The 25,097-nt window shown below is 69.7% G+C and carries 24 protein-coding genes; 9 read left to right on the forward strand and 15 right to left on the reverse strand.

Annotated features, from left to right (window positions below; translation table 11 throughout):
• Positions 1 to 286: 286 nt before the first annotated feature.
• The 8 genes from DY262_RS17815 to DY262_RS17850 all read right to left on the reverse strand — a co-directional run bounded on the left by DY262_RS17815 (position 287) and on the right by DY262_RS17850 (position 7,752).
• Positions 287 to 760 (reverse strand): hypothetical protein, encoded by a 474-nt coding sequence (locus DY262_RS17815; protein WP_116960432.1) that lies wholly within the window; start codon positions 758 to 760, stop codon positions 287 to 289.
• 154 nt (positions 761 to 914) lie between these two features.
• Positions 915 to 2,087, reverse strand: coding sequence for an MFS transporter (locus tag DY262_RS17820; protein WP_116960433.1), 1,173 nt, complete (start codon positions 2,085 to 2,087; stop codon positions 915 to 917).
• Positions 2,088 to 2,090: 3 nt separating this feature from the next.
• Positions 2,091 to 2,645, reverse strand: a complete 555-nt coding sequence (locus tag DY262_RS17825; protein ID WP_070397675.1) for an NUDIX hydrolase — start codon at positions 2,643 to 2,645, stop codon at positions 2,091 to 2,093.
• Between the two features lie 71 nt (positions 2,646 to 2,716).
• Positions 2,717 to 3,763, reverse strand: a complete 1,047-nt coding sequence (locus DY262_RS17830; protein ID WP_116960434.1) for a TRAP transporter substrate-binding protein — start codon at positions 3,761 to 3,763, stop codon at positions 2,717 to 2,719.
• Between the two features lie 89 nt (positions 3,764 to 3,852).
• A complete protein-coding gene (locus DY262_RS17835; RefSeq protein WP_116960435.1) occupies positions 3,853 to 4,551 on the reverse strand; it encodes a fumarylacetoacetate hydrolase family protein in 699 nt (232 codons plus the stop codon).
• Positions 4,552 to 4,570: 19 nt separating this feature from the next.
• On the reverse strand, positions 4,571 to 4,894 hold the full coding sequence (locus DY262_RS17840) for a 2Fe-2S iron-sulfur cluster-binding protein (RefSeq protein WP_070397678.1): 324 nt from the start codon (positions 4,892 to 4,894) through the stop codon (positions 4,571 to 4,573).
• 12 nt (positions 4,895 to 4,906) lie between these two features.
• The gene (locus DY262_RS17845) at positions 4,907 to 6,382 is read right to left on the reverse strand and encodes a glutamine synthetase family protein (RefSeq protein ID WP_116960436.1); all 1,476 of its coding nucleotides are present in this window, start codon (positions 6,380 to 6,382) and stop codon (positions 4,907 to 4,909) included.
• Complete coding sequence (locus DY262_RS17850; RefSeq protein WP_116960437.1) at positions 6,379 to 7,752, reverse strand: Rieske 2Fe-2S domain-containing protein; 1,374 nt, start codon at positions 7,750 to 7,752, stop codon at positions 6,379 to 6,381. Before DY262_RS17850 ends, DY262_RS17845 begins: the two co-directional genes overlap by 4 nt.
• Before the next feature lie 78 nt (positions 7,753 to 7,830).
• Here DY262_RS17850 and DY262_RS17855 point away from each other — a divergent pair, with 78 nt between their 5' ends.
• From DY262_RS17855 to pgeF, 4 genes are all read left to right on the forward strand, one after another.
• Positions 7,831 to 8,550, forward strand: a complete 720-nt coding sequence (locus DY262_RS17855) for a GntR family transcriptional regulator (RefSeq protein ID WP_070397681.1) — start codon at positions 7,831 to 7,833, stop codon at positions 8,548 to 8,550.
• A gap of 132 nt (positions 8,551 to 8,682) precedes the next feature.
• Positions 8,683 to 9,789, forward strand: coding sequence for an alkene reductase (locus DY262_RS17860; protein ID WP_116960438.1), 1,107 nt, complete (start codon positions 8,683 to 8,685; stop codon positions 9,787 to 9,789).
• Positions 9,790 to 9,831: 42 nt separating this feature from the next.
• Complete coding sequence (gene maiA, locus DY262_RS17865; RefSeq protein WP_116960439.1) at positions 9,832 to 10,473, forward strand: maleylacetoacetate isomerase; 642 nt, start codon at positions 9,832 to 9,834, stop codon at positions 10,471 to 10,473.
• A gap of 31 nt (positions 10,474 to 10,504) precedes the next feature.
• The gene (pgeF, locus tag DY262_RS17870) at positions 10,505 to 11,284 is read left to right on the forward strand and encodes a peptidoglycan editing factor PgeF (protein WP_116960440.1); all 780 of its coding nucleotides are present in this window, start codon (positions 10,505 to 10,507) and stop codon (positions 11,282 to 11,284) included.
• Here the strand turns inward: pgeF and DY262_RS17875 are convergent.
• Positions 11,204 to 11,512, reverse strand: a complete 309-nt coding sequence (locus DY262_RS17875; RefSeq protein ID WP_116960441.1) for a hypothetical protein — start codon at positions 11,510 to 11,512, stop codon at positions 11,204 to 11,206. The two genes, pgeF and DY262_RS17875, sit on opposite strands and share 81 nt — an antisense overlap.
• Before the next feature lie 118 nt (positions 11,513 to 11,630).
• Here DY262_RS17875 and phaC point away from each other — a divergent pair, with 118 nt between their 5' ends.
• From phaC to phbB, 3 genes are read left to right on the forward strand one after another with little or no spacing between them, the layout of a single operon-like run.
• Positions 11,631 to 13,442, forward strand: a complete 1,812-nt coding sequence (phaC, locus tag DY262_RS17880; protein ID WP_116960442.1) for a class I poly(R)-hydroxyalkanoic acid synthase — start codon at positions 11,631 to 11,633, stop codon at positions 13,440 to 13,442.
• A gap of 29 nt (positions 13,443 to 13,471) precedes the next feature.
• A complete protein-coding gene (locus tag DY262_RS17885) occupies positions 13,472 to 14,650 on the forward strand; it encodes an acetyl-CoA C-acetyltransferase (RefSeq protein ID WP_116960443.1) in 1,179 nt (392 codons plus the stop codon).
• 51 nt (positions 14,651 to 14,701) lie between these two features.
• Positions 14,702 to 15,439: an acetoacetyl-CoA reductase gene (phbB, locus tag DY262_RS17890; RefSeq protein WP_070397688.1), complete on the forward strand. Its 738-nt coding sequence runs from the start codon at positions 14,702 to 14,704 to the stop codon at positions 15,437 to 15,439.
• A 19-nt stretch (positions 15,440 to 15,458) separates the two neighbouring features.
• Here the strand turns inward: phbB and DY262_RS17895 are convergent, their stop codons facing one another.
• Positions 15,459 to 15,881: a cupin domain-containing protein gene (locus tag DY262_RS17895; protein ID WP_116960444.1), complete on the reverse strand. Its 423-nt coding sequence runs from the start codon at positions 15,879 to 15,881 to the stop codon at positions 15,459 to 15,461.
• A gap of 41 nt (positions 15,882 to 15,922) precedes the next feature.
• Complete coding sequence (locus tag DY262_RS17900) at positions 15,923 to 16,246, reverse strand: 2Fe-2S iron-sulfur cluster-binding protein (RefSeq protein WP_116960445.1); 324 nt, start codon at positions 16,244 to 16,246, stop codon at positions 15,923 to 15,925.
• Between the two features lie 96 nt (positions 16,247 to 16,342).
• On the opposite strand from DY262_RS17900, the gene DY262_RS17905 reads away from it, so the two are divergent.
• Both DY262_RS17905 and DY262_RS17910 read left to right on the forward strand, forming a co-directional pair.
• Complete coding sequence (locus DY262_RS17905; protein ID WP_116960446.1) at positions 16,343 to 17,218, forward strand: LysR family transcriptional regulator; 876 nt, start codon at positions 16,343 to 16,345, stop codon at positions 17,216 to 17,218.
• Positions 17,219 to 17,227: 9 nt separating this feature from the next.
• The gene (locus DY262_RS17910) at positions 17,228 to 17,629 is read left to right on the forward strand and encodes a PPC domain-containing DNA-binding protein (protein WP_116960447.1); all 402 of its coding nucleotides are present in this window, start codon (positions 17,228 to 17,230) and stop codon (positions 17,627 to 17,629) included.
• A 62-nt stretch (positions 17,630 to 17,691) separates the two neighbouring features.
• On the opposite strand, the gene rpoD is transcribed toward DY262_RS17910, so the two are convergent.
• The 4 genes from rpoD to DY262_RS17930 all read right to left on the reverse strand — a co-directional run bounded on the left by rpoD (position 17,692) and on the right by DY262_RS17930 (position 25,006).
• The gene (gene rpoD, locus DY262_RS17915; protein ID WP_116960448.1) at positions 17,692 to 20,067 is read right to left on the reverse strand and encodes an RNA polymerase sigma factor RpoD; all 2,376 of its coding nucleotides are present in this window, start codon (positions 20,065 to 20,067) and stop codon (positions 17,692 to 17,694) included.
• Between the two features lie 281 nt (positions 20,068 to 20,348).
• On the reverse strand, positions 20,349 to 22,298 hold the full coding sequence (gene dnaG / locus DY262_RS17920) for a DNA primase (RefSeq protein WP_116960449.1): 1,950 nt from the start codon (positions 22,296 to 22,298) through the stop codon (positions 20,349 to 20,351).
• Between the two features lie 133 nt (positions 22,299 to 22,431).
• Entirely contained in the window at positions 22,432 to 24,219 is a 1,788-nt protein-coding gene (locus DY262_RS17925) for a gamma-glutamyltransferase family protein (protein ID WP_116960450.1), read from the reverse strand.
• Positions 24,220 to 24,247: 28 nt separating this feature from the next.
• Complete coding sequence (locus DY262_RS17930) at positions 24,248 to 25,006, reverse strand: 3-hydroxyacyl-CoA dehydrogenase (RefSeq protein WP_116960451.1); 759 nt, start codon at positions 25,004 to 25,006, stop codon at positions 24,248 to 24,250.
• Positions 25,007 to 25,097: the final 91 nt, after the last annotated feature.

Raw genomic sequence — 25,097 nt, forward strand, 5'->3', positions numbered from 1 at the left:
GGCACCGTCCGGCGGGTGAATCGCACCGAAGCTGGCGCTCCCCCTTGGGTGGCGCCAGGACGGACAGGCGTGCGCCAAGGCGATGTGCTGGGCCGCCTGTTGCTGGAGCAGGGGGGTGGCGAGCTCCTCCGACGATGCTTCGTCGGACGGGGTGTTGCCCGATCTCTGGCGGCGGGTGCTCGAGTCTGACGTCGACCACAAATGGCGGTGCTGTTCGTAGGGCTGTCGCGTCCAGTGCTTCATGTCGATGCGTGCGCGAGGGCGTTGGGTGATGGGCGTGGCGCCCTCAGGCGGCGAGGCTGGCGGGTTCGCCGGCCGGGACGCGCTCGTCCAGATGGGCCTTGAGCAGGGCGTCGACCAGGATCTGCCCCCAGGCGTCCTCCGCCTGGTCCAGCGCGGTGTGGATGCTGTCCATGACCACCGGCGCGTCGTCCTCGGGCGAGACGCGCAGGTGGGTGTAGGCCAGGAGCGTCGCGTCGGGCGCGAGGGCGAATTGCAGGGCGGTTTCGGCGTAGGGGTGGTCGAAGGTCCAGTGCAGGATCTGGCGGACCAGCCAGGGAATGACCTCGTCGGGCAGGTCCGCGTCGAGCACCATGTCCAGGCGCAGCATCTCGGGCGACGCGGTGGCCGAGAGGGTGACCCAGTTGTCGTCGTCGATCGACACGACGATCGGGTCCAGGCTGTGTATGCCGAGCGCCGTTTCGCTGCGCGCGGCGTGTCGCCAGTCCTGCAGCCAGGTGGACAGATCGGGTTCTTCCATGTCGACTCCAGTGATCACCACGACGCTGCATGGGTGACGGAGTCATCAGCTCATGTTCCAGTCACATGAGACGCCTAGGCACTAAAGCCAATGGCCGGTCCAAGCGCGGGGCCGGCCGGTGGGAGCCCCCGCCTTGGAATGACAGGGCGAACCCTTAGGCCCTGGGGGTGGCCGGTGAAGGGTGCAGCCACAGCAGACACAGCAGCGCGCTGGCCACGAGCGCCCCCGACACCCACAGCGCCTGCGCGCCCCAGCGCTCCACCAGCGCGCCGAACAGCAGCGGCGCGAAGGCCTGGGCCACGCGCGAGGGCGCGACGATCCAGCCCTGCCGGCGGCCATAGCCCACTGGGCCGAAATAGGCCAGCGGCAGCGTGCCCTTGGCGATGGTGAGGATGCCGTTGCCCAGGCCGTGCAGCATGGCGAACACCGGCGCGGCCACCGCGCCGGCCGCCATCCACACCAGCACGCCCGCGGGGTGCATGGCGGCGGCCACGCGCGCGGACACGAGCGGGTGAAAGCGCCGCAGCCCGCCGAATTCGAGCAGGCGGCCGGCCACCTGCGCCGGCCCCACCAGCGCGCCCACGGCCAGCGCGCCGGCCAGGCTGAGGCCGCTGGCCATGAGCATGGCCGGCAGGTGCGAGGCCAGTGCGGTGCTGACGAACCAGGTGGCGGCGAACACATAGGCCAGCACCCAGGCCACGTGGCGGGGCGCGCGTGGTGGCGCGCCCGTCTCCTGGCCGTCGCTGTGCGGCCGGGGGGGTGGCAAGGCCAGTGCGCGCGGCAGGCGGGCGTTGAGCGGCAGGCCCAGCAGCAGGTGCAGCGCCGCCCAGCCCAGGCAGGCGCCGCGCCAGCCCCACTGCGCCTCCATCCAGCCCGACAGGGGCCAGCCCAGCGTGCTGGCCAGGCCCGCGAGCAGGGTGATGCCGGTGATGGCGTCGCGCGCGGCCTCACCTTGCAGGCGCACCAGCGCCGAGAAGGCCGCTTCGTACAGGCCCCCGCCCATCGCCACGCCAATGAGCAGCCAGCCAGCGAACAACGGCGCCGGCCCATCCGCCAGCGACAGCAGGCCCAGGCCGGCGGCGAAGACCAGGTTGCTGGCGACCAGCACCGGCCGGCCGCCGAAGCGGTCGATGGCGCGCCCGGCGAACGGGCCGATGGCGGCCGACAGCAGCAGCGCTGCCGAGAACGCCGTCCACACCATGCCCTCGGACACGCCCGCGCCTTCGGCCATGGGCCGTGCCAGGATGGCCGGCAGGTAGTAGCTGGAGGCCCAGGCCAGGGTCTGGGCCGTCCCCAGGCGCAACACGAGTGGCGTGTTGCTGGCCATGCCTCACACGATGTCGATGGTGTGGAAGCCGAAGCGGCCCTGCCGGCGGTCGGCGAAATAGCACTGCAGCGTTTCGCGCACCGTGCGAAAGGCGATCTCGTCCCAGGGGATCTCGTCTTCGCGGAACAGCCGGGCCTCGATGGTCTCGTGCCCCGGGTTGAAGCGTTCGCTGAGCAGCCGCGCGCGGTAGAACAGATGCACCTGTCCCACGCGCGGCACGTTCATGAGGGTGAAGAGCTCACCCAGCTCGATCTGCGCACCGGCCTCTTCGTCGGTTTCGCGCAGCGCGCCCTCGGCGGTGGTCTCGCCGAGCTCCATGAAGCCAGCGGGCAGGGTCCATTTGCCCCAGCGCGGCTCGATGTTGCGCTTGCACAGCAGCACCCGGTCCCCTTCGGCGCCCCAGGCGGGCACCGTGCCCACCACGTTCAGTGGGTTGTCGTAGTGCACCGTGCCGCAGGCCGGACAGACCGCGCGCTCGCGCGTGTCGCCGTCGTCGGGCAGGCGCATCTGCACAGCGGTGCCGCAGTGGCGGCAGAACTTGGCGGGCGGACGCAGCATCGGGGCAGTGTAGTGGGCGGAACGCAAAAAAAAGCCGGGGATGTCCCCGGCTGGTCAAGCAATCGGGCGGCTTAAGCCTTTTTGCCGTGCTTCTCGATCAGGGCCTTGGCCGTCTCGAACAGCTTCTTGCCGTCGAAGCCGCGCTTGTCCATGTCCTGCATCCACTCCACCTCCACCAGGCGGGCCTTGCGCTTGAACTCCTGCGCGTCGGCGGCGGGAATCTGGTAGATGGTGTTGCCCAGGTCGGCCGCCGCCTTGCGGCCGGCGGCGTCGCCGGCCTGCTGGGTCTTGCCGAGCCAACCCGAGGTCTCGATGCCCGAGTTCTTGTCGATCACGGCCTTGAGGTCGGGCGCCAGGCTGTTGTATTTGGCCTTGTTCATGGCCATCACGAAGGTGGTGGTGTACAGCGCGCCGCCAGCCGGGGCGAATTCGCTGTGGAACTTGGTGAGTTCATGCACCTTCACCGACGGCACCACCTCCCAGGGGATCACGCAGCCGTCGATCACGCCCTTGGAGAGGGAGTCGGGAATCTGCGGCAGCGGCATGCCCACCGGCGTGGCGCCCAGCAGGCCCAGCATCTTGGTGATCTGGCGGGTGGGGCCGCGCACCTTGGAGCCGCGCAGGTCGTCGGCGGTCTTGATGAGCTTGTTGCGCATGTGGAACATGCCGGGGCCGTGCACCTGCAGCGCGATGGGCTGGGTTTCCTTGAACTCGTCCTGGGCCACCGTCTGCACGTACTCCCAGTAGGCCTTGGAGGTGGCCTCGGCGTTGTTCATCATGAACGGCAGCTCGAAGACCTCGATGCGCGGGAAGCGGCCCGGGGTGTTGCCCGGCAGGGTCCAGACGACGTCGACCACGCCGTCGCGCGCCTGGTCGTACAGCTGCACCGGCGAGCCGCCCAGCGTCATGGCAGGGTAGGCCTCGAACTTGATGCGTCCGCCGGAGTCCTTCTCGACCTTGTCCATCCAGGCCTTGTGCATGTTGAGCCACACGTTGGACTGGGGCGCCATGAAGGTGTGGAACTTGAGCGTGACGCTTTGCTGGGCGAAGCCGGTGAGCGCCGGGGCGCCGAGGGCGATGGCCGCGCCGGATTGAAGCAGGGTTCTGCGCTGGATCATGGGAGGGTCTCCGGGGTTGGTGAACTGGTTCAAGCTTAAACCTTGGGTGTGCCCCTGTATCAGAGGTCAAACCCCAAGATCGGCGGTTTTCAGGCGATCTTGACCGTGATGGGCACCAAGCCGTCGACCGCGCCGTGCAGGGTGTCACCGCTGACGACGGCGTTCACGCCCTCGGGGGTACCGGTGTAGATGAGGTCGCCGGGCTGCAGTTCCCAGGCGGCGGAGAGGTGTTCGATGGTCTCGGCCAGGTTCCAGATCAGCTTGCCGACGTTGCTGCGCTGGCGGTCGGCGCCATTGACCTGCAGCCAGATGGCGGCCTTGGCGATGTTGCCCGCCTGGGCGGCCGGGGTGATGGGGCCGATGGGGGCGGACTGGTCGTAGGCCTTGCCGATGCACCAGGGGCGGCCCTGCTTCTTCATCTCGCCCTGCAGGTCGCGCCGGGTCATGTCCAGGCCCACGGCGTAGCCGAAGACGTGCTGGAGCGCGTCGGCGGCTTTGATGTTCCTGCCGCCGGTGCCGATGGCGGCCACGAGTTCGATCTCGTGGTGCAGGTTCTGGGTCAGGGACGGGTAGGGGATGCTGGCCGTCTGGCCGGCGTCGGCCACCACGATGGCATCGGCCGGTTTGAGGAAGAAGAAGGGCGGCTCGCGGCCGGTGAAGCCCATCTCCTTGGCGTGTTCCTCGTAGTTGCGGCCCACGCAGTAGATGCGGTGGACCGGGAAGCGCTCGGCGCGCCCGACCACGGGCACGGAGACGGTGGGGGGCGGGGTGATGACGTAGGCGTTCATGACCCCGGAGTGTGCCACTTCAATACTGGTTGGCCGGCAGCGTGACCACCAGGCCGTCCAGTTCGGGCGTCAGCACGATCTGGCAGGACAGGCGGCTTTCGGGCCGCACCGGCGCGGCGGCGAAGTCGAGCATGTCGCTTTCGTCGGTGGCTGGCGCGGGCAGCTTGTCGGCCCAGGCGGGGTCCACGTAGACGTGGCAGGTGGCGCAGGTGAGGGTGCCGCCGCAGTCGGCCGCGATGCCGCTGACGCCGGCGTCCACCGCCACCTTCATGAGGCTGCTGCCGGGCGCGCCGCTGAGTTCGGTCTCGCTCTGGTCGGCGTTGATGATTCGGATCTTGATCATGGTGCGTGGGGTTCAGTAGCGCGAGAAGTACTCGCGGCGTTCGAAGTCGGTCTTGTCCTCGGCGGCGGCGTGGCGGTCCAACTCGTTCTGCTTGATGCGGCAGAAGTGGTTCACCACGGTCTCGCCCAGGCCCTTGACCATGGCGGCGTCCGCGCGCAGCGCGGCCAGGGCGTCGCCCAGGTTGTTGGGGATGCGCTGGCTGCCTTCGGCGTAGGGTGCCTCGGTGCCCTGGGGGGCGGCCAGTCGCTGGTCGACGCCGTCCAGGCCGGCGTGGATCTGGCCGGCCATGCAGACGTAGGGGTTGGCCGCCGGCTCGCCCAGGCGGTTCTCGATGCGCGTGGCCCCGTCGCCCGCGCCGCCCACCACGCGCAGCATGGCGCCGCGGTTGTCGCGGCCCCACAGGATGGCCTGCGGCGCCAGCGCGTTCGGGCGGAAGCGGCCGAAGCCGTTGACGGTGGGTGTGCACAGCGGCGTGAGCGCGGGCGCGTGCGCCAGCAGACCGGCCAGCCAGCCGGCACCCAGTTCGCTGAGCGTGTGGGTGGCGTCGCGCGGGTCGGTGCCGGGCGCGGGCGCGTCGCGCATGAAGGCGTTGCGTCCGCCGTCCAGCGCCACCACCGACTGGTGCAGGTGCCAGCCGCTGGACATGATGCCGGGGAAGGGCGGCCGGCACATGAAGGTGGCGTGGTAGCCCTCGCGGCGCAGCGCCTGGCGCACGCCGTTGCGCAGCAGCACCATCTGGTCGGCGGCGGTGAGCGCGTCGGTGGCGTCGAACACGGCCTCCACCTGGCTCGGGCCGAGTTCGATCTCCAGCGACTGCAGCGGCAGCCCCAGGCCCAGCGCGGTGCGTTCGACGATGCGCAGGGCATCCTCGGCCATGTCGGTCATGGCCTCGCCATGCAGCTGGTAGCCCGGGTGCACCATCTGCACCGCCGGCGGCAGGCCCGGCCAGGCGGCCAGTTCGGGGTCGAGCTGGGGCGTGGCGTCGGTCAGGCGGTAGATGTGGAATTCCACTTCCAGCCCGGTGGTGAAGCCCAGGCCGCGCTGCGCCAGTCGCTCCAGCGCGGCCTGCAGCACGCGCCGGCTGTCGAAGGCCACGGGCCGGCCGTCCTCATGCCAGGGCTGGGCGCGCAGCCAGGCGGTGCCGGGCGACCAGGGCAGCTCGATGAAGCTCTCGGGGTCGGGCAGCAGCAGCAGGTTGGAGGCACCGGCGAAGCCGGGCAGGTCGGCCGTGCCGCCGGGCTCGAACACCTTCCAGGCGGTGCGGTCGGCGGTGTCCTTGAGCATCAGCGTGCCCACCATGCCCACGCCCTGGCGCAGCGCGCGCACGGCGGCGTGTGGCATCAGCGTCTTGCCGCGCAGCAGGCCGTGCGCGTCGCACCAACCCACGCGCACGCGCTCGATGCCGCGCTCGGCGATCAGCCGTTCCAGCCGCTGGCAGGCGGCTTCGCGCTCGGGGGTGTGGAGTCCGCAGCGTTCGGCGAAGCTCATTTGGCGCCCGCCGTGGCCGCGTCCTTCGCGCTCCAGGGCGAACGCTCGCGGCGGTCGTTCACCGCCTTGCGCCACCAGGCGTCCCAGTCGCCCGTGGGGGCGAAGCCGTCGATGGTGTCGGGGCCATGGATGTCGCCATGCTTGGCCGCGTCGGCGATGCCGGGGGCGGTGCCGCCTTGTTCCACCGTGTCGATGGCCTGCTGCAACATGCGGCGGTGGGCCATGATGACTTTGTCGCTGGTGCCCAGGTGCTCGCGCGTGCGGTCCTGGATGGCGCCCATGCTCTCGCAGGCCCATTGGTCGTGCACGTTGATGTCTTCCTCGCCCATGCCCAGGTAGGTGCGCTCCACCTGCTCCTTCGCATTGAAGCCCCAGTCGTTGTGGCGGCCCATCTTGGGCTGGAAGAAGGGCAGGGTCACGGCGTCCAGGCGCGGCTTGCGCATGGCGTCCTTGTCCACGGCCTTGTCGAAGCTGGTGAAGAAGGCGTACCAGTAGTTGTGGGTGTCGTCCACCGGCACGTGCATCTGCGTGATCGTCATCGTCTCGGACAGCGGGATCACGAAGGTCTGGGGGAACACGCAGTTGGTGACGCGCACGTGGGTGAGCTCGTCGTTCAGGCGGCGCAGCGCGGTGAGCTGCTGGCCCCAGGGCTTGGGCTCGTGCAGGATCTCGGGCTGGCCGAACTCGCGCATCACGCGCGTCATGGGCCAGCGCTCGCCGTCCACCTCGCCGGCGCTGGCGCCGCGGAACTGCTTGCCGTAGGCGTCGTCGAGCGAGCCGTCGTTGAAGAAGCGGTGAAGGTACGACGCGTGCGCGGGGTCGATGCCCACCTCCAGCGACTGCAGCCAGTTGCAGTTCCACAGGCCCTTGAAGGCGAAGACGTGGGTGTCGGGCGCGCTGAAGCAATCCAGCGCGGGCAGGGGCGGGGGCTCCATGCCCTCGGGGCCGAACCAGCCGAACAGCACGCCGCTGCGCTCGATCAGCGGATAGCTCTTCTGCGTCACGCGTTTGCACAGGGTGCTGCCGGCGGGCTCGGCGGGCGTCTCCAGGCAGCGGCCCTCGACGTCGAACTTCCAGCCGTGGAAGGGGCAGCGCAGGCCGTCGCCTTCGTTGCGGCCGTAGGCCAGGTCGGCGCCGCGGTGCGGACAATCGCGGTCGAGCAGGCCGAAACGGCCCTCGCTGTTCTTGAACAGCACGAAGTTCTGGCCCAGCACCCGCACCGGCTTGACCGGGCGAACCGCCATGGCCGGATCGATCGCCGGGTTGAACTCGTCGACCAGGGCCACGGGCTGCCAGTAGCGGCGCAGCAGATTGCCGCCGGGCGTGCCGGGGCCGACTTGGGTAAGGCGTTGATTCAGTTCAGCTTTCATGGGGCTCTGGAAGGTTTGGGTGGGGGGTTCTGTCTAAAACGGTATCCCGTTTTGCAAATGCAGTGTACAGTTTCGACCATGAGCTTGCAAGAAACCGTTTTGATGCAGTTGCGCGACTGGATCCTGTCGGGCCAGTTCGAGCCCGGCCAGCGGCTGGCCGAACAACAGCTGGCCGAGCGCCTGGGCGCCTCGCGCACGCCGGTGCGCGCCGCGCTGGTGACGCTGGAGCAGGAAGGCCTGGTCGAGGCGAACGAGACCGGCAAGTACCTGGTGCGCCAGTTCACCGCGCAGGAGGTGGTCGACGCCATCGCCGTGCGCGGCCACCTGGAGGGCATGGCCGCGCGGCTGGTGGCCGAACACGGGATACCGCGAGCCTTGCAGAACGACCTGCAGGCCGTGCTGGACGAAGGCGACCGTCTGCTGGCCGACGACCCGCTCACGCTGGAAAGCTACGCGGCCTACGCGCGCATGAACGACCGCTTCCACGAGCTCATCCTGCAGGCCTGCGGCAACCGCGCCCTGCAGCGCGCCGTGGTGCTGAACGACAAGCTGCCCTTCGCGCCGGCCTCGGCCATGCTGCCCATGCAGGGCACCGTGGCCATGGACCGCGACTGGATGCTCTATGCGCACCGCCAGCACCACATGCTGTTCGATGCCCTGAAGCGCGGCGAGGGCGCCCGCGCCCAGGCCCTGGCGGTGGAGCACACCCAGGTGGCGCAGATGAACATGCGCCTGGCGCTGGAGCGGCGCAGCGAAAGCGAGCGCGTGATGCCGCTGATGAAGCTGGTGGTGGGCTGAGGCGGTTGGCGGGGCGGCGCCGGTTAGCGCCAATCGCTTGGCCGTACGGGGCGTAGGCCCTTTGCGGCGCGGCCGGAGAATGCGGGTGTCGGCGGCCTGTGGGCCGCGCCCCTTCATCCGGAGAATCCGCCCATGACCACCCTGTTCGAGCCCACCCGCGCGGGCGACATCGCACTCAAGAACCGCATCGTGATGGCGCCGCTCACGCGCAACCGCGCGCCCGGCGCCGTGCCCACGCCGTTGATGGCGACCTACTACCGCCAGCGCGCCAGCGCCGGCCTGCTCATCACCGAGGCCACCGCCATCAGCCACCAGGGGCAGGGCTACGCCGACGTGCCGGGCCTGTACGCGCCCGAGCAGATCGCCGGCTGGAAGCGCGTGACCGAGGCCGTGCACCAGGCCGGCGGCAAGATCGTCACCCAGCTCTGGCATGTGGGCCGCGTCTCGCACACCGAGCTGCAGCCGGGCAAAGGCGCGCCGGTGGCGCCCTCGGCCGTCACGGCCAAGACCAAGACCGTGCTCATCGTCGACGGCGTGCCGACCTTCGTGGAGACCTCCGCGCCGCGCGCGCTGCGCACCGACGAACTGCCCGGCATCGTGGACGACTACCGCCGCGCCGCGCTCGCCGCCATCGAGGCCGGCTTCGACGGCGTGGAGATCCACGCCGCCAACGGCTACCTGCTCGACCAGTTCCTCAAGACCGGCGCCAACCAGCGCGACGATGCCTACGGCGGTGCCATCGAGAACCGCGCGCGCCTGCTGCTGGAAGTCACGCGGGCGGTCGTCGGCGCCATCGGCGCGGGCCGCACCGGCATCCGTCTGTCGCCCGTGACGCCGGCCAACGACATCGTCGACGCCGACCCGCAGCCGCTCTTCGAGTACGTGGCGCGCGAGCTCGGCCCGCTGGGCCTGGCCTACGTGCACGTCATCGAGGGCGCCACCGGCGGTCCGCGCCAGATCGAGGACCGGCCCTTCGACTACGCCGCGCTGCGCCAAGCCTGGCGCGCGGCCGGTGGCCAGGGCGCCTGGATGGTCAACAACGGCTACGACCTCGCGCTGGCCGAGCAATCGCTGAACGATGGCGCCGACCTGGTGGCGTTCGGCAAGCCCTTCATCGCCAACCCCGACCTGGTGGAGCGCCTGCGCCAGGGCGGTCCCTTCAATCCCGCCGACCGGGCCACCTTCTACGGCGGCGGCGAGAAGGGCTACACCGACTACCCGGCGCTGGCCGGCGCCTGAGCGCCACGGTGCAGAAGCCCCCGGGGGTTATCCTCGGGGGCCATGAAGCTCTACAACTACTTCCGCTCTTCGGCCTCGTTTCGCGTGCGCATCGCGCTCAACCTCAAGGGCCTGCCCTATGAGTACGTGCCGATCCACATCGCGCGCGGCGAGCACAAGCAGGCGGCCTGGTCCGAGCAGCTGCCCGAAGGCCTGGTGCCCACCCTGGAACTCGGCGACGGCACGCGCCTGACGCAGTCCATGGCCATCATGGAGTACCTGGACGAAACCCAGGCCGGCGCGAAGCTGCTGCCTACCGATGCCCTGGGCCGCGCCCGCGTGCGCGCGCTCTCGCAGATCGTGGCCTGCGAGATCCACCCGATCAACAACCTGCGCGTGCTCAAGTACCTCGTCAACGAGCTCAAGGTGGGGGAGGAGCCGAAGAACGACTGGTACCGCCACTGGGTGCGCGTCGGCCTCGAGGCCTTCGAGAAACAGCTCGCCGCCGGTCCCTCGGGCCGCTTCTGTCACGGCGACACGCCCACCATGGCCGATTGCTGCCTGGTGCCGCAGATTTTTAACGGCCAGCGCTTCAAGGCCGACTTCAGTGGCCTGCCGCGCACCATGGCCGCGTTCGAGGCCTGCATGGCGCTGGACGCCTTCCAGAAGGCGCAGCCCTCGGCCTGTCCGGACGCCGAGGCCTGATGGCCCAGGGCTGTTGCGGCATCGCGGCCTGATGGCGCCGGACACCCCCGCCGCCGTTTTCACGCCGGACTGGCCCGCGCCCGCGGGCGTGCGCGCCTTGTGCACCACGCGCGCGGGCGGCGTCTCGGCGCCGCCCTTCGACAGCTTCAACCTGGGCGACCACGTGCGCGACGATCCCGCCGCCGTCGCCGTCAACCGGCAGCGGTTGGCCGCGTTCTGCGCGCCGGCGCGCCCGGTGTTTCTGCGCCAGGTGCATGGCACGGGCGTCGCGGTGCTGGACGCCGGCACGCCCGACGGCGCCGAGGCCGACGCGGCCGTGGTGCACACGCCCGGCCTGGCCGCCACCATCATGGTGGCCGACTGCCTGCCGGTGCTGTTCGCCCACGCCAGCGGCCGTGCCGTGGCCGCCGCGCACGCGGGCTGGCGCGGCCTGCACGGCGGGGTGCTGGAGGCCACGCTCCAGCGGCTGCGCGAGGTGGCTGGTCCGGGCGAGGTGATGGCCTGGCTGGGGCCGGCCATCGGCCCCACGGCCTTCGAGGTGGGAGAGGAGGTGTGGGAGGCCTTCGTCAGCGCCGACCGCGCGGCCGCCGCGCACTTCCACGCCCACCCCACGCGCGGCAAGTGGTGGGCGGACCTGCCCGCGCTCGCGCGCCAGCGCCTGTCGGCGGCCGGCTTGCGCTCCTTGTATGGCAACGACGGCAGCGCCGGCTGGTGCACCGTCAGCGAGCGCTCAAGGTTCTTTTCGCACCGGCGCGACGCCGCCCGCCTCGGCGGCGCCGGCCGCTTCGCCGCCTGCGTCTGGCTGGGCTGAGGGAGCCGCCCGACCGGCCGCGTGCGCCGCGTCCTCGGCCGCTTCGCGCGCCTTGATCGCGCGGCGCCGCTGCGGCGTGCGCAGCAGGTACACGACCACGACCAGGGGGAGTACCCCATAGAGAAAAAAGGTCACAATGGCCCCGAGCACCGAGCCGGTCGTGTTCGTGGCCTCGGCCACCGACATCATCAGCACGACGTACATCCAAGCGATCACGACCAGGTACACGGCTTGCTTTCTCGTTGATTGGCGTCAAGCCCCGCATTGGGCGGCGCAGGGATACTGGGACATTCCTGAAGACAAGGGCCGACACTGTAGGCCTAGCGTGAAAGCTGAGGAGACTGGCATGGCATCGGGCAAGAAGAACGACACGGCCGACTGGGCGCAGGCGGCCCAGGAGTTCCAGCAGGGCCTGGTGCGGCAGTGGACGCAAATGGCCCAGTCGTTTCCTGGCGCCGCGGCCGCGGCGGCCGGGCCCACGCCCGATCCCATGGCGGCCTTGCGCGCCTTCATGCCCCCCGCGCAGGGCGCCGCGCCCATGGGCATGCCGGCCTTCACCGAGCTGTTCCAGCAGGCCGGTGGCGCCCAGGCCTCGCTCGATCCGGCCACGTTGCTGGAGATTCAGCAGACCTACCTGAAGGACGCCGCGGCCTTGTGGAACCAGGGCCTGGCGGCCAAGCCCGAGGGCGACCGCCGTTTCGCGTCCGAGGCCTGGGGCGGCAACCCCCTGGCGGCCTTCACGGCGGCCACGTACCTGCTCAACGCCCGCACCCTCATGGCCATGGCCGAGGCCGTGCAGGGCGACGCCAAGACCAAGGCGCGCGTGCGCTTCGCCGTGCAGCAGTGGATCGACGCCAGCGCGCCGAGCAATTTCCTGGCCTTCAATGCCGAGGCGCAGAAGAAGGCGATCGAGACCCAGGGCGAAAGCATCGCCAAGGGCGTGGCCAACCTGCTGCACGACATCAAGCAGGGCCACGTGTCCATGACCGATGAAAGCGTGTTCGAGGTCGGCAAGAACGTGGCCACCACCGAAGGCGCGGTGGTGTTCGAAAACGAGCTGTTTCAGCTCATCGAATACAAGCCGCTCACGGCCAAGGTGTACGAGCGGCCCTTCCTGCTGGTGCCGCCCTGCATCAACAAGTTCTACATCCTCGACCTGCAGCCCGATAACTCGCTGATCCGCTACGCGGTGGAGCAGGGCCACCGCACCTTCGTCGTGAGCTGGCGCAACCCCGACGAGTCGCTGGCGCAGGCCACCTGGGACCAGTACATCGAGGACGCGGTCATCCGGGCCATCGAGGTGGTGCGCGACATCAGCGGCGCCAAGGACATCAACGCCCTGGGTTTCTGCGTGGGCGGCACCATGCTGGGCACGGCGCTCGCCGTGCTGGCCGGCCGGGGCCAGCAGCCGGTGCACAGCGCCACCTTCCTCACCACGCTGCTCGATTTCCGCGACACCGGCATCCTCGATGTCTTCATCGACGAGAACTTCGTGCGCTTTCGCGAGATGCAGTTCGCCCATGGCGGCCTCATGCCCGGGCGCGACCTGGCCACCACCTTCAGCTTCCTGCGGCCCAACGACCTGGTCTGGAACTACGTGGTGGGCAACTACCTCAAGGGCGAAACGCCGCCGCCGTTCGACCTGCTGTACTGGAACTCCGACAGCACCAACCTGCCCGGCCCTTACTACGCCTGGTACCTGCGCCACATGTACCTGCAGAACGACCTGATCAAGCCCGGCGAGGTGACGGTCTGCGGGCAGAAGATCGACTTCCGCCAGGTCAAGCTGCCGGTCTATATCTACGGCTCGCGCGAGGACCACATCGTGCCCATCGGCGGCGCCTACGGCAGCACGCAGCTGTTCCCGGGCAAGAAGCGCTTCGTCATGGGCGCCTCGGGCCACATCGCCGGCGTCATCAACCCCGCGAGCAAGGGCAAGCGCAGCCACTGGACCAGCGGCTCCAGCGCCTTCCCGGAGAACGTGAAGGACTGGATCGCCCAGGCCACCGAGCACCCGGGCAGCTGGTGGAGCGACTGGGCCGCCTGGCTCAAGCCCATGGGAGGCAAGCAGATTCCCGCGCCCAAGACCTATGGCCGAGGCAAAGCCTACGGCGCCATCGAGCCCGCGCCGGGCCGCTATGTGAAGGCCAAGGCCTGACCCACTTTTTGCATCACACAGGAGCATCCATGGAAGACATCGTCATCGTCGCCGCCGCCCGCACCGCCGTCGGCAAGTTCGGCGGCATGCTGGCCAAGACGCCCGCCACCGAACTCGGCGCCACCGTCATCAAGGCGCTGCTGGAGCGCAGCGGCCTGCCCAACGACGCCATCGGCGAAGTGATCATGGGCCAGGTGCTGGCGGCCGGCGTGGGCCAGAACCCCGCGCGCCAGGCCATGATGAAGGCCGGCATCGCCAAGGAAACGCCCGCGCTCACCATCAACGCGGTGTGCGGCTCGGGCCTGAAGGCCGTGATGCTCGCGGCCCAGGCCATCCAGACCGGCGACAGTGAGATCGTCATCGCCGGCGGCCAGGAGAACATGAGCGCGTCGCCGCATGTGCTCAACGGCAGCCGAGACGGCCAGCGCATGGGCGACTGGAAGATGACCGACACCATGATCGTGGACGGCCTGTGGGACGTCTACAACCAGTACCACATGGGCATCACCGCCGAGAACGTGGCCAAGGCGCACGGCATCACGCGCGAGATGCAGGACGCGCTGGCCCTGGGCAGCCAGCAGAAGGCCGCGGCCGCGCAGGAGGCCGGCCGGTTCAAGGACGAGATCGTGGGCGTGAGCATCCCGCAGAAGAAGGGCGACGCCCTGGTCTTCGACGCCGACGAGTTCATCAACAAGAAGACCAGCGCCGACGCGCTGGCCGGCCTGCGTCCCGCGTTCGACAAGGCGGGCACGGTGACGGCGGGCAACGCCAGCGGCATCAACGATGGCGCCGCCGCCGTGGTGGTGATGAGCGCGAAGAAAGCGGCTTCGCTGGGCCTGAAGCCGCTGGCGCGCATCGCCGCCTTCGGCACCAGCGGCCTGGACCCGGCCACCATGGGCATGGGGCCGGTGCCGGCGTCGAAGAAGGCGCTGGCGCGCGCGGGCTGGAAGGCGGCCGACGTGGACCTGTTCGAACTCAACGAAGCCTTTGCGGCCCAGGCCTGCGCGGTGAACAAGGCGCTGGAGCTGGACCCGTCGCGCGTCAACGTCAACGGCGGCGCCATCGCCATCGGGCACCCGATCGGTGCCTCGGGTTGTCGCGTGCTGGTGACGCTGCTGCACGAGATGCAGCGCCGCGACGCCAAGCGCGGCCTCGCGGCCTTGTGCATCGGCGGCGGGATGGGGGTTTCCCTTGCTGTCGAGCGCTGAGCGCGCGGCTAGCATGAACGTGTTCAACAACAATCGCCTGGAAAGGTCACCATGAGTCAGAAGGTTGCATACGTCACGGGGGGCATGGGGGGCATTGGCACCGCCATCTGCCAGCGCCTGCACAAGGAGGGCTTCAAGGTCGTTGCCGGCTGCGGGCCCACGCGCGACTACCAGAAGTGGCTCGACGAGCAGAAGGCCCTGGGCTTCACGTTCCACGCCAGCGTGGGCAATGTGGCCGAGTGGGATTCCACCGTCGCCGCGTTCGCCAAGGCCAAGGCCGACCATGGCTCCATCGACGTGCTGGTCAACAACGCGGGCATCACGCGCGACCGCATGTTCCTCAAGATGACGCGCGAGGACTGGGACGCGGTCATCAGCACCAACCTCAACTCCATGTTCAACGTGACCAAGCAGGTCGTGCCCGACATGGTGGAGAAGGGCTGGGGCCGCATCATCAACATCAGCTCGGTCAACGGCGAGAAGGGGCAGGCCGGCCAGACCAACTACTCGGCCGCCAAGGCCGGCATGCACGGCTTCACCATGGCGCTGGCGCAGGAGCTGGCCAACAAGGGCGTCACGGTGAACACCGTGAGCCCGGGCTACATCGGCACCGACATGGTCAAGGCGATCCGCCCCGACGTGCTGGACAAGATCGTGGCCACCGTGCCCGTCAAGCGCCTGGGCGAGCCGAGCGAGATCGCATCCATCATCGCCTGGCTGGCCGGTGACGAGGCGGGTTATTCCACCGGCGCCGACTTCTCGGTCAACGGCGGCCTGCACATGGGCTGAGGGCTGCGGCCCCGCGGCATCAGGCGCCGGGCGCCACCTCGAAGTCGATCAGGTCCACCGACACGATCTCGTCTGGCTTGCCGCTGCACCAGTGCAGGTACAGCGTCATGTCGGTCGAGATGCCGCCGTGCAGCGCGCCCGGCGCGTTGTACATGAAGCTGCCTTCCCTGGCCACGACCCGACCGCGCGTGTCGTAGTAGGCGCCTTTCATGATGTAGACCTCTTCACCGAGTTCGGGTGCGCGGCCCATGATCTTCCAGGCCTTGCCCGGCGGCGCCACGAAGCGGGCGATGACGGTCAGGCCGTGCGCGTCGCGGCGCAGCACGCGGCGGAAGCGCCCGTACTCGCGGCCGTCCTCCCAGAGGATGTTGTAGTCCGCGGGCTCCCAGGGGCTGTCGTCGGGATGGAGCTGGAAGGAGCGGGGGCGAGGGACTTGTGACATGGCGGTATGGCGGGGGTGGTGGAAGGGTGTCTGGGGGGCGCCTAGATCTGGGTCGCTGGCAGTTCAACGATCAGCCCGTCGCTCAAGCGGTCCGCCAGCACCTGGCAGGCCAGCCGGCTGCCCTTTCGCCGCGGCGCGGCGGTGAATTCGAGGACCTGCCGTTCCATCTCGCTGGCCGGCGGCAGCCTGGCCAGGGAAGCGTCGTCGAGGTAGACATGGCAGGTGGCGCAGCAGCAGGCGCCGCCGCATTCGCCCAGGATCTCGTCCACCGCGTGCTGCGTCGCGGCGCGCATCAGGGTTTCGCCATCGGGTGCGTCGATGGTCTTGCGCCCGCCATCGGGGCTGACAAAGGTGATTCGGGGCATGGGCGTCGTGGATGGGGTGTGTGCTGGCGCTGGAGTCTGCGGCCCCCGGTGCTAGGATTCAAACGCTGTTTTTTGACCCACCCATAAGTTCAGCTGATGCACATCAGTCTCCGGCAACTGCGGGCCTTCATCGCCGCGGTCGAGACCGGCGGCTTCACGCGCGCCGCGCACCGACTGCACCTGACGCAGTCGGCCGTCAGCATGGTGATCCGCCAGCTGGAGGCCGAGGTCGGCCTGCCCTTGTTCAATCGGGAGGGCAAACGCATCACGCCGACCGAGATGGGCCTGCAGCTGGTGCCCATCGCCAAGCGCATGCTCGACGATCTGGACCGCATCGCCATCAGCGCGGCCGACGTCCGCCAGCTGCAGCGGGGCTCCTTGCGCTTCAGCGCGCCGAGCCTGCTCGCCTGCACGCTCATTCCCCCGGCGCTGGCCGCGTTCTCGGCCCGGCACCCGCAGGTCAGCGTGCAGATCATGGACACGGCGCTGGAGGACATTCCCGCCGCGGTCTCGCGCGGTGCGGTGGAGTTCGGCATCGGTCCGGACCGGCCATGCGATCCCGGCGTGGAACGCCGTTTCTTCCGCAAGGTCGCGATCCAGTTCGTCTGTTCGTCCGCGCACCCTTCGGCGCGCAAGCGGTCCATCCGGTGGAGCGACACGCAGGACGATCCCTGGATCTGCTACCCGAGCACGTTCGAGAAAGACATCCGCGAGGCGCTGTGGCGGCACGGCCGCACCCAGCGCATGGAAGACGCCACCGTCGTCGAGCACCTGCCCACGGCGCTCGCGCTGGTCGGCCAGGGCCTGGGCGTTACCACCGCCCCCGACTACGCCAGGGCCCTGCGCCGCGACCTCAAGCTGAGCTTCATCCCGCTGGTCGAGCCCGCGATCGAGCGCGCGTTCTATATCTACCAGCGCAACGGCCATCCGCTGTCGCCGGCGGCGCGCGGATTTCTCGATGAGCTGATGTAGACCGCGACCATGGACCACCTGCCTTTGCGCCTGAGCCCCGGTGACGACCTGCGCGCTGCGCTGCAATCGGCGGCGCGCGAGCGCCGGCAGCGCGCGGCCTTCGTGGTCGCGGGCATCGGCAGCCTGGTGGACGCTCGCCTGCGCCTGGCGGCGGCGGAGGATGTGCTGCTCGTGCCCGGGCCCAGTGAGATCCTGACGCTCAGCGGCTCGCTGGGCACAGACCACGCGCACTTTCACATGAGCGTGGCGGACGCCCAGGGCCGTGTGTGGGGCGGGCATGTGATGGCGGGTTGCTGCGTGCGCACCACGGCCGAGCTGCTGATCGCCTGGCTGCCCGATTGGGACTTCGCGCGCGAGCCCGATGCGGCGACGGGCTACCTTGAGCTGGTCGTGCGGCCCCGCCGCACCTGATCCACTCGACCAGAAAAAAAAGGGAGCCAATGGCTCCCTTTTTTCCTGGTCAACCCTCCCGATCAGAGCGAGTCGATGAAGCTGCGCAGCTTGTCGCTTCGGCTCGGGTGCTTGAGCTTGCGCACCGCCTTGCTCTCGATCTGGCGGATGCGTTCGCGCGTGACATCGAACTGCTTGCCCACTTCTTCCAGCGTGTGGTCGGTGGACATCTCGATGCCGAAGCGCATGCGCAGCACCTTGGCTTCGCGCGGCGTGAGGCTGTCGAGAATTTCCTTCACCACCTCGCGCAGGCCAGCCTGCATGGCCGCTTCGATGGGGGCGGTGTTGGTGGTGTCCTCGATGAAGTCGCCCAGGTGCGAATCGTCGTCGTCGCCGATCGGCGTTTCCATGGAGATCGGTTCCTTGGCGATCTTCATGATCTTGCGGATCTTGTCCTCGGGCATCTCCATCTTCTCGGCCAGGATGGACGCATCGGGCTCGAAGCCGAACTCCTGCAGGTGCTGGCGGCTGATGCGGTTCATCTTGTTGATGGTCTCGATCATGTGCACCGGGATGCGGATGGTGCGCGCCTGGTCGGCGATCGAGCGCGTGATGGCCTGGCGGATCCACCAGGTGGCATAGGTCGAGAACTTGTAGCCGCGGCGGTATTCGAACTTGTCCACCGCTTTCATCAGGCCGATGTTGCCTTCCTGGATCAGGTCCAGGAATTGCAGGCCGCGGTTGGTGTACTTCTTCGCGATGGAGATCACCAGGCGCAGGTTGGCCTCGATCATTTCCTTCTTGGCGTCGCGCGAGGAGGCCTCGCCGTTGTTCATCCGCTTGTGGATGTCCTTGAGGTGCTCGATGGGCACCACCACGCTGCTCTGGATGTCGATCAGGCCCTGCTGCAGTTCCTGCACCGGCGGGATGTTGCGTTCGAGCACCGTGCTCCAGGGCTTGCCCGCGGCGGCCTGCTTCTCCACCCACTTGAGGTTGAGCAGGTTGGGCGGGAAGTCCTTGATGAAGGTCTCCTGCGGCATGCCGCACTTGTCCACGATGATGCGGCGCAGCTCGCGCTCTTTCTTGCGGATCTCGTCGACCTGGCCGCGCACGGTGCTGCACAGCTTCTCGATCGCCTTGGCCGTGAAGCGGATGGTCATCAGCTTCTCGGTGATGGCCTGCTGCGTCTTGGCGTAGTGGGGGCTGCCGTAGCCTTCCTTGTCGTAGGTCTTGTGCAGCTTCTCGAACATGCCGCGCATGGCGTCGAAACGCTCCAGCGCCTCGCGCTTGAGTTCCTCCAGCTTGCGCGTGAGCGCCTTGGAGCCGCCCTTGCCATCGTCGTCGTCGGCCTCGTCGTAGTCGTCGAAGTCTTCCTCGGCGACGTAGTCGTCGGCCTCGTCGGCGTCGGCGAAGCCGTCCACCACGGTGGAGATCACGACCTTGCCTTCGCGGATCTCCTCGGCCATGGCCAGGATCTCGGCGATGGTGGCGGGCGATTCGCTGATCGCCTCCATCATGCTGTGCAGGCCGCCTTCGATGCGCTTGGCGATTTCGATCTCGCCCTCGCGCGTGAGCAGCTCCACCGTGCCCATCTCGCGCATGTACATGCGCACCGGGTCGGTGGTGCGGCCGAATTCGCTGTCCACGGTGGACAGGGCGGCTTCGGCTTCCTCTTCCGCCTCTTCTTCGGTGGCGGCGGTGGGGCCGGTGTTGTTGAGCAGCAGCGTCTCGGCGTCGGGCGTCTGTTCGTAGACGGCCACGCCCATGTCGTTGAGCAGCGAGACCACCACTTCCAGGGTCTCGGCTTCGACCAGCTTGTCGGGCAGGTGGTCGTTGATCTCGCCGTGCGTGAGGTAGCCGCGCGTCTTGCCCAGCTTGATCAGGGTCTTGAGGCGCTCGCGACGGGCGCGCGCCTCCTCCTCGGACAGGACGGTCTCGTCCAGCCCGAATTCCTTCATCAGCGCACGCTCCTTGGCCTTGCTGATCTTCATGCGCAGCGGCTTGGCCTTCTCGACCGGCTGCGCTTCCTCGGTGCTGGCCTCTTCGGGCACGTCGTCGCCGACGAGGTCCTCGTCGATGTCACCGAGGTCGGCGTCGTCGAGATCGTCCTCGCCCTTGCCCTTGGCGTCGGCCTTGGGCTTGCGGCCGCGCTTGGCGGCGGGCTTGTCGGCCGCGGCCTTGGCGGGGCGGCCAGGCTTCTTCTTGGCGGGGGCTTCGCCTTCCAGCAGCTCCTCGGCCAGGGCCTCGGGCTTGGCTTTTTTCGCGGTGCTGCTGGCGGTGGTCTTGGCGGCGGCCTTCTTGGCCGGCGCGGCCTTGGCGGCGGCTTTGGTGGGGGTGGTCTTGGTCGTCACTGCAGGGGCTTTCTTGGGAGCGGCCACCGGTTGGGCTTTGGCAGGAGCGGCCTTCTTGGCGGCGGTCTTGGTGGCGGCAGCGGACGGACTGGCTTTCTTCGCGGGCATGGGAACCTCAAAAAAACGTCGATGGAACCGGCAGAACACCCAACAGCCGCCAGAAAACCCTACTTGGGGTCAACCGGTGGTTTTGGAAGAGCACGGCACCCGCCACGGGCCGGTGCGGGCGGGCCTGCAAGCTGTGGGGCGATCATTTGGTGTGCAGTCCTTGCGGGTTTCCGCGCGCCCGGGGAGGGCGGGGTGGCCAGGCGGTGTTGCCATGTAGCCCTTGCAGGAGGGCCGGGCCGGTGCCGGAGGTGCTGCTGTCGCGCTTGCGGTGCAACCGAGGATTATACCGGCGCGGCCCCGATCTGGTGCTCCAGCGCCTTGCGCTGGGCCTGGATGTCGGCATAACGCCGCAGTTCGGCCGGGTCGTTGCCGGCGCGGGCGATGGCCTCGACCTCCAGGGCCTTCAGGTGCTCGATGCGCAGGCGCAGCATGACGCCGCCCAGTTCCTCGGCGTCTTCCTCGGCGCCCGGGGTCAGGGCGCAGCGCTCCACCTGCTGGCAGGCCAGCGCCTCGTGCTCGTGGCCGCGCAGGGCCTCGCGCAGGGCGGCCCAGGGCTGGTGACCGTGTTCGTGCAGTTGCGCCTCGAGCCAGGCGAACAGGGGGCCGTGCGGCGCAGGCAGCTCGGCCAGCAGGTGGTGGTCGTCGGCAGAGAGCTGGTCCCAGGACGGCGTATGCGACAGCAGCAGGCCCAAAGCCCGGTCCTCGCGGCTCATGAGGCCGCGGCGCGAAGCCGACGAGCGGCCATGCCAGGCGTGCTGGGTGGCGGCCTGCCCCTGGCGGCGGCGCGGGGCACCGGGCCCGTATCCGCCACCGTGTTCGTACCCATGATCGCGCTCAGGGCCCGCACCGTGGTCGCGCGGTTCCTGGCGGGCGCGGGCCGTGCGCGGCGAGGCGCTGCCCGGCTGACCGCGGCCGCCCGCCGGCGCCCACAGGCGCAGCAGGTCCTGGGCGTCCAGCGCGGCGGTGTGGGCGATGTCGGCCAGCAGCTGGCTCTTGAGCGCGCCGTCGGGCAGGGCGCTCCACATCGGGCGGGCCTGGCTGGCCATGCGCGCGCGGCCTTCGGCGGTGTCGAGCTCGCAATCGGCGCCGGCGGCCTCCAGCAGGAAGCGCGACAGCGGCATGGCTTCCTTCACGCGGGCGGCGAAGGCCTCGGTGCCATGCTCGCGGATGAAGCTGTCGGGGTCGTGTTCCGTGGGCAGGAAGAGGAACTTCACGCTGCGCGTATCGCTGGCCCAGGGCAGGGCGGCGTCCAGCGCCTTGCGCGCGGCGCGCCGGCCGGCGGCGTCGCCATCAAAGCTGAACACCACGGCGTCGGTGAAACGGAACAGCTTCTGCACGTGGTCGGCTGTGCAGGCCGTGCCCAGCGTCGCCACGGCGTTGCCGAAACCGAGCTGGGCGAGCGCCACCACGTCCATGTAGCCTTCGGTGACCAGGGCGTAGCCGTGCTGTCGGATGGCGGTGCGCGCCTCGAACAGTCCGTAGAGCTCGCGGCCCTTGCTGAAGACCGGCGTCTCGGGCGAGTTGAGGTACTTGGGCTCGCCCTTGTCGAGCACGCGCCCGCCAAAGCCGATGCACTCGCCCTTGACGTTGCGGATGGGGAACATCACGCGGTCGCGGAAGCGGTCGTAGCGCTTGGCCTGGCCATCCTGGCCCTTTTCGTCGGCGTGTTCGATCACCAGGCCCGACTCGGTGAGCAGCGGCGACTGGTAGTCCGGGAACACGCCGGCCAGGTGGCGCCAGCCCTCGGGCGCGTAGCCCAGACCGAACACCTTGGCGATCTGGCCGGACAGGCCGCGGCCCTTGAGGTAGCCGATGGCGCGCGGCGAGGCTTTCAGCTGCTTCTGGTAGTCGCGCGCGGCTTTCTCCAGCACGTCGGTCAGCGTGGCCTGCTGCTGGCGCTGCTGCGCGGCGCGTTCGCGGTCCTGCGGCGAGGCGGCGTCGTCGGGCACCTGCAGGCCGACCTGGGCGGCCAGGTCCTTCACGGCTTCCACGAAGCCCATGCCCGTGTGCTCCATGAGAAAGCCGATGGCGTTGCCGTTCGCCCCGCAACCGAAGCAGTGATAGAACTGCTTGGACGGGCTGACGCTGAACGAGGGCGATTTCTCGCCGTGGAAGGGGCACAGCCCCATGAAGTTGGCGCCGCCCTTCTTGAGCTGCACGTAGCGGCCCACCACGTCGACCACGTCGACGCGGGTGAGCAGTTCCTGGATGAAGCTCTGGGGGATGGCCATGGGGAAGGGGGAGAGTATGAAGCACCCCCGCCGCGCCGCGCGCGGCCCCCTCGAGGATGCCTGGCCGACGGAGCGGCACGGCCAGGTCCGTGGCCTGTGTGGACGGGACCTCTCGCGCCGACGGGGGTGGCGGTCAATCGCCTGCGACGATGCCCTCGCGCCGCGGATCGGCGCCGCCCAGCCAGCGCGCGCCGCGCCGCACCAGGGCCTGCGCGCCGCTGGTCATCTCCACCGTTTGCACCGTGTGGCCGAGGGCGCGCAGCGCCTGCACGGTGGCGTCGGGGAAACGGTTCTGCTCCAGCATCAGCGGGCCGCCCAGGGTGCCGAAGTTGGGCAGGTCCAGCGCGGCCTGCGGGTGCAGACCCCAGTGCAAGCTGCCGTGCAGGGCCTTGGCGGTGTAGTGAATGATGAGCGCGCCGCCCGGGCTGCCCGCGCTCATGAGGGGTTCGCCGCTGTGCGCGTCGAACACGAGCGTGGGCGCCATGGACGAGCGCGGCCGCTTGCCCGGCTGAACGCGGTTGGCGATGGGGCGGCCCTGGGCATCGGCGGGCGCGAAGCTGAAGTCGGTGAGCTCGTTGTTGAGCAGGAAGCCGCCGGGGCGCGAGGGATCGGTGCTCACCATCAGGCGCGAGCCGAAGGCCGATTCGATGGTGGTGGTCATGGCCAGTGCGTTGCCGCGGCCATCGACGATGCTGATGTGGCTGGTGCCGGCCTCGGGTTGCGCGGGCATGGGCGCGAAGGCCAGCGTCGCGCCGGCCGGCCGGCCCGGTCGGGCCTCGGGCATGCGCTGCGGCCCGATGAGCTGGGCGCGTGCGTTGAGGTACTCGGGGGCCAGCAGGCTGTTCCAGTCGCCGCCGGGCGCGGGCACGAAGTCGGGGTCACCCACGTACTGGGCGCGGTCCGCGAACGCCAGGCGCGAGGCCTCGGTGTAGGCGTGCAGCCAGTCGGCGCCGGGTCGGCCGTCGCGCAGCCCGGCCAGGGCCTGCGGCGTGCGCGATAGCAGGCCCAGGATCTGCCCGACCGCGATGCCGCCCGAGCTGGGCGGCGGAAAGCCGCACAGGCGCACCCAGCGCCCGCCGGTGCGCAGCGGGTGGCACAAGGCCTCGCGCTCGCGCGGCTGGTAGCGGCGCAGGTCGTCCAGCGTGAGCGCGCCGGGCAGGCTGGGGTGCTGGCGAACCTTGTCGACGATGGCGCGCGCGACCGGGCCGTCGACCAGGGCCCGTGGCCCGATGGCCGCGATGTCGCGCAGCACCGCCGCGAGCTCGGGATTGCGCAGCGCATGGCCGACGGGATGCGGCGTGCCATCGGCGCGGTAGAAGTAGGCGCGGGCCACGGGGTCGGCCGGCAGTGCCCGCTCGGCGGCCAGCAGCGTGTGCAGCCGCGGGCTCACGGGAAAGCCGCGCTCGGCCAGGTCGATGGCGGGCTGGAACAGCCGCGCCCAGGGCAGGCGGCCGTGCTGCCGGTGCGCCAGCGCCAGCATGGCCACGGTGCCCGGCACGCCCACCGAACGGCCGCTGGCCACGGCCTGCGCGAAGGGCATCGGCTGGCCCTGGGCGTCGAGGAAGAGGCGCTCGTCGACGGCGGCCGGCGCGGTCTCGCGGCCATCGTAGGCCTGCACGCGCCGGCCGTCCCAATGCAGCAGGAACGCGCCGCCGCCGATGCCGCTGGACTGCGGCTCCACGAGCGTCAGCACCATCTGCACCGCAATCGCGGCGTCCACCGCGCTGCCCCCCTCGCGCAGGACGCGCGCGCCCGCCTCGGTGGCCAGCGGGTTGGCGGCAGCGACGGCGAAGCGCTCGAAAGACCAGCCCGGCTTCGCCGTGTAGCCGGAGGCGGCTTCGGGCTGAGGGGGTGCGGCGGGCGGCTGCGCGCAGGCCGCCAGCAGCAAGGTCAGGAGGAGGGGGGAGAGCCAGCGCTTCATGGCGCGACTCTACGCCCGAAGCGCCGGCTTACCGAGGCGCCAGGCGGATCGCGCCGTCCAGGCGGATCACCTCGCCGTTGAGCATGTCGTTCTCGATGATGTGCTTGGCCAGTTTGGCGTAGTCCTGCGGCGTGCCCAGGCGGCTGGGGAAGGGCACGCTGGCGGCCAGCGCGTCCTGCACCTCTTGCGGCATGCCGAACAGCATGGGCGTGCCGAAGATGCCGGGGGCGATCGTCATGTTGCGGATGCCGTTGCGCGCCAGGTCGCGCGCAATCGGCAGCGTCATGCCGACCACGCCGCCCTTGGAGGCGCTGTAGGCCGCCTGGCCGATCTGGCCATCGTAGGCCGCCACGCTGGCGGTGCTGATGAGCACGCCGCGTTCGCCGGTCGACTCGGGATCGTTCTTGCACATCGCGTCGGCGGCCAGGCGGATCATGTTGAAGCTGCCCACCAGGTTGACCATGATGGTCTTGGTGTAGACGGCCAGCGCGTGCGGGCCGTTCTTGCCCACGGTCTTCTCGGCCGGGGCGATGCCCGCGCAGTTGACCAGGCCCATCAGCTTGCCCAGCGACACCGCCTTCGCGACCGCGGCCTGGCCATCGGCCTCGCTGCTCACGTCGCACTTGACGAACACCCCGCCGATGTCCTTGGCCACGGCCTCGCCCTTGTCGGCCTGCATGTCGGCGATGACGACCTTGCCGCCGTTGGCCGCCAGCATGCGCGCCGTGCCTTCGCCGAGGCCCGAGGCGCCGCCGGTGACGATGAATACCTTGCCTGCAATCTCCATGCTTGTGCTCCTGAGGGGATGGGTGCGCCGGGGTGGCGTTGACGTTGACGTAAACGTCAATTATGCAGTGGCGCTCGGTGGCTGCGGCCCC

This window comes from Hydrogenophaga borbori (assembly GCF_003417535.1).
GTDB classification, from domain to species: Bacteria; Pseudomonadota; Gammaproteobacteria; order Burkholderiales; family Burkholderiaceae_C; genus Hydrogenophaga; species Hydrogenophaga borbori.

Bases quoted from the DNA above. Each gene is read 5' to 3' on its own strand.
- DY262_RS17815 (WP_116960432.1), bottom strand. From the start codon at position 760: ATGGAAGAACCCGATCTGTCCACCTGGCTGCAGGACTGGCGACACGCC.
- DY262_RS17820 (WP_116960433.1), bottom strand. From the start codon at position 2,087: ATGGCCAGCAACACGCCACTCGTGTTGCGCCTGGGGACGGCCCAGACC.
- DY262_RS17825 (WP_070397675.1), bottom strand. From the start codon at position 2,645: ATGCTGCGTCCGCCCGCCAAGTTCTGCCGCCACTGCGGCACCGCTGTG.
- DY262_RS17830 (WP_116960434.1), bottom strand. From the start codon at position 3,763: ATGATCCAGCGCAGAACCCTGCTTCAATCCGGCGCGGCCATCGCCCTC.
- DY262_RS17835 (WP_116960435.1), bottom strand. From the start codon at position 4,551: ATGAACGCCTACGTCATCACCCCGCCCCCCACCGTCTCCGTGCCCGTG.
- DY262_RS17840 (WP_070397678.1), bottom strand. From the start codon at position 4,894: ATGATCAAGATCCGAATCATCAACGCCGACCAGAGCGAGACCGAACTC.
- DY262_RS17845 (WP_116960436.1), bottom strand. From the start codon at position 6,382: ATGAGCTTCGCCGAACGCTGCGGACTCCACACCCCCGAGCGCGAAGCC.
- DY262_RS17850 (WP_116960437.1), bottom strand. From the start codon at position 7,752: ATGAAAGCTGAACTGAATCAACGCCTTACCCAAGTCGGCCCCGGCACG.
- DY262_RS17855 (WP_070397681.1), top strand. From the start codon at position 7,831: ATGAGCTTGCAAGAAACCGTTTTGATGCAGTTGCGCGACTGGATCCTG.
- DY262_RS17860 (WP_116960438.1), top strand. From the start codon at position 8,683: ATGACCACCCTGTTCGAGCCCACCCGCGCGGGCGACATCGCACTCAAG.
- maiA (WP_116960439.1), top strand. From the start codon at position 9,832: ATGAAGCTCTACAACTACTTCCGCTCTTCGGCCTCGTTTCGCGTGCGC.
- pgeF (WP_116960440.1), top strand. From the start codon at position 10,505: ATGGCGCCGGACACCCCCGCCGCCGTTTTCACGCCGGACTGGCCCGCG.
- phaC (WP_116960442.1), top strand. From the start codon at position 11,631: ATGGCATCGGGCAAGAAGAACGACACGGCCGACTGGGCGCAGGCGGCC.
- DY262_RS17885 (WP_116960443.1), top strand. From the start codon at position 13,472: ATGGAAGACATCGTCATCGTCGCCGCCGCCCGCACCGCCGTCGGCAAG.
- phbB (WP_070397688.1), top strand. From the start codon at position 14,702: ATGAGTCAGAAGGTTGCATACGTCACGGGGGGCATGGGGGGCATTGGC.
- DY262_RS17895 (WP_116960444.1), bottom strand. From the start codon at position 15,881: ATGTCACAAGTCCCTCGCCCCCGCTCCTTCCAGCTCCATCCCGACGAC.
- DY262_RS17900 (WP_116960445.1), bottom strand. From the start codon at position 16,246: ATGCCCCGAATCACCTTTGTCAGCCCCGATGGCGGGCGCAAGACCATC.
- DY262_RS17905 (WP_116960446.1), top strand. From the start codon at position 16,343: ATGCACATCAGTCTCCGGCAACTGCGGGCCTTCATCGCCGCGGTCGAG.
- DY262_RS17910 (WP_116960447.1), top strand. From the start codon at position 17,228: ATGGACCACCTGCCTTTGCGCCTGAGCCCCGGTGACGACCTGCGCGCT.
- rpoD (WP_116960448.1), bottom strand. From the start codon at position 20,067: ATGCCCGCGAAGAAAGCCAGTCCGTCCGCTGCCGCCACCAAGACCGCC.
- dnaG (WP_116960449.1), bottom strand. From the start codon at position 22,298: ATGGCCATCCCCCAGAGCTTCATCCAGGAACTGCTCACCCGCGTCGAC.
- DY262_RS17925 (WP_116960450.1), bottom strand. From the start codon at position 24,219: ATGAAGCGCTGGCTCTCCCCCCTCCTCCTGACCTTGCTGCTGGCGGCC.
- DY262_RS17930 (WP_116960451.1), bottom strand. From the start codon at position 25,006: ATGGAGATTGCAGGCAAGGTATTCATCGTCACCGGCGGCGCCTCGGGC.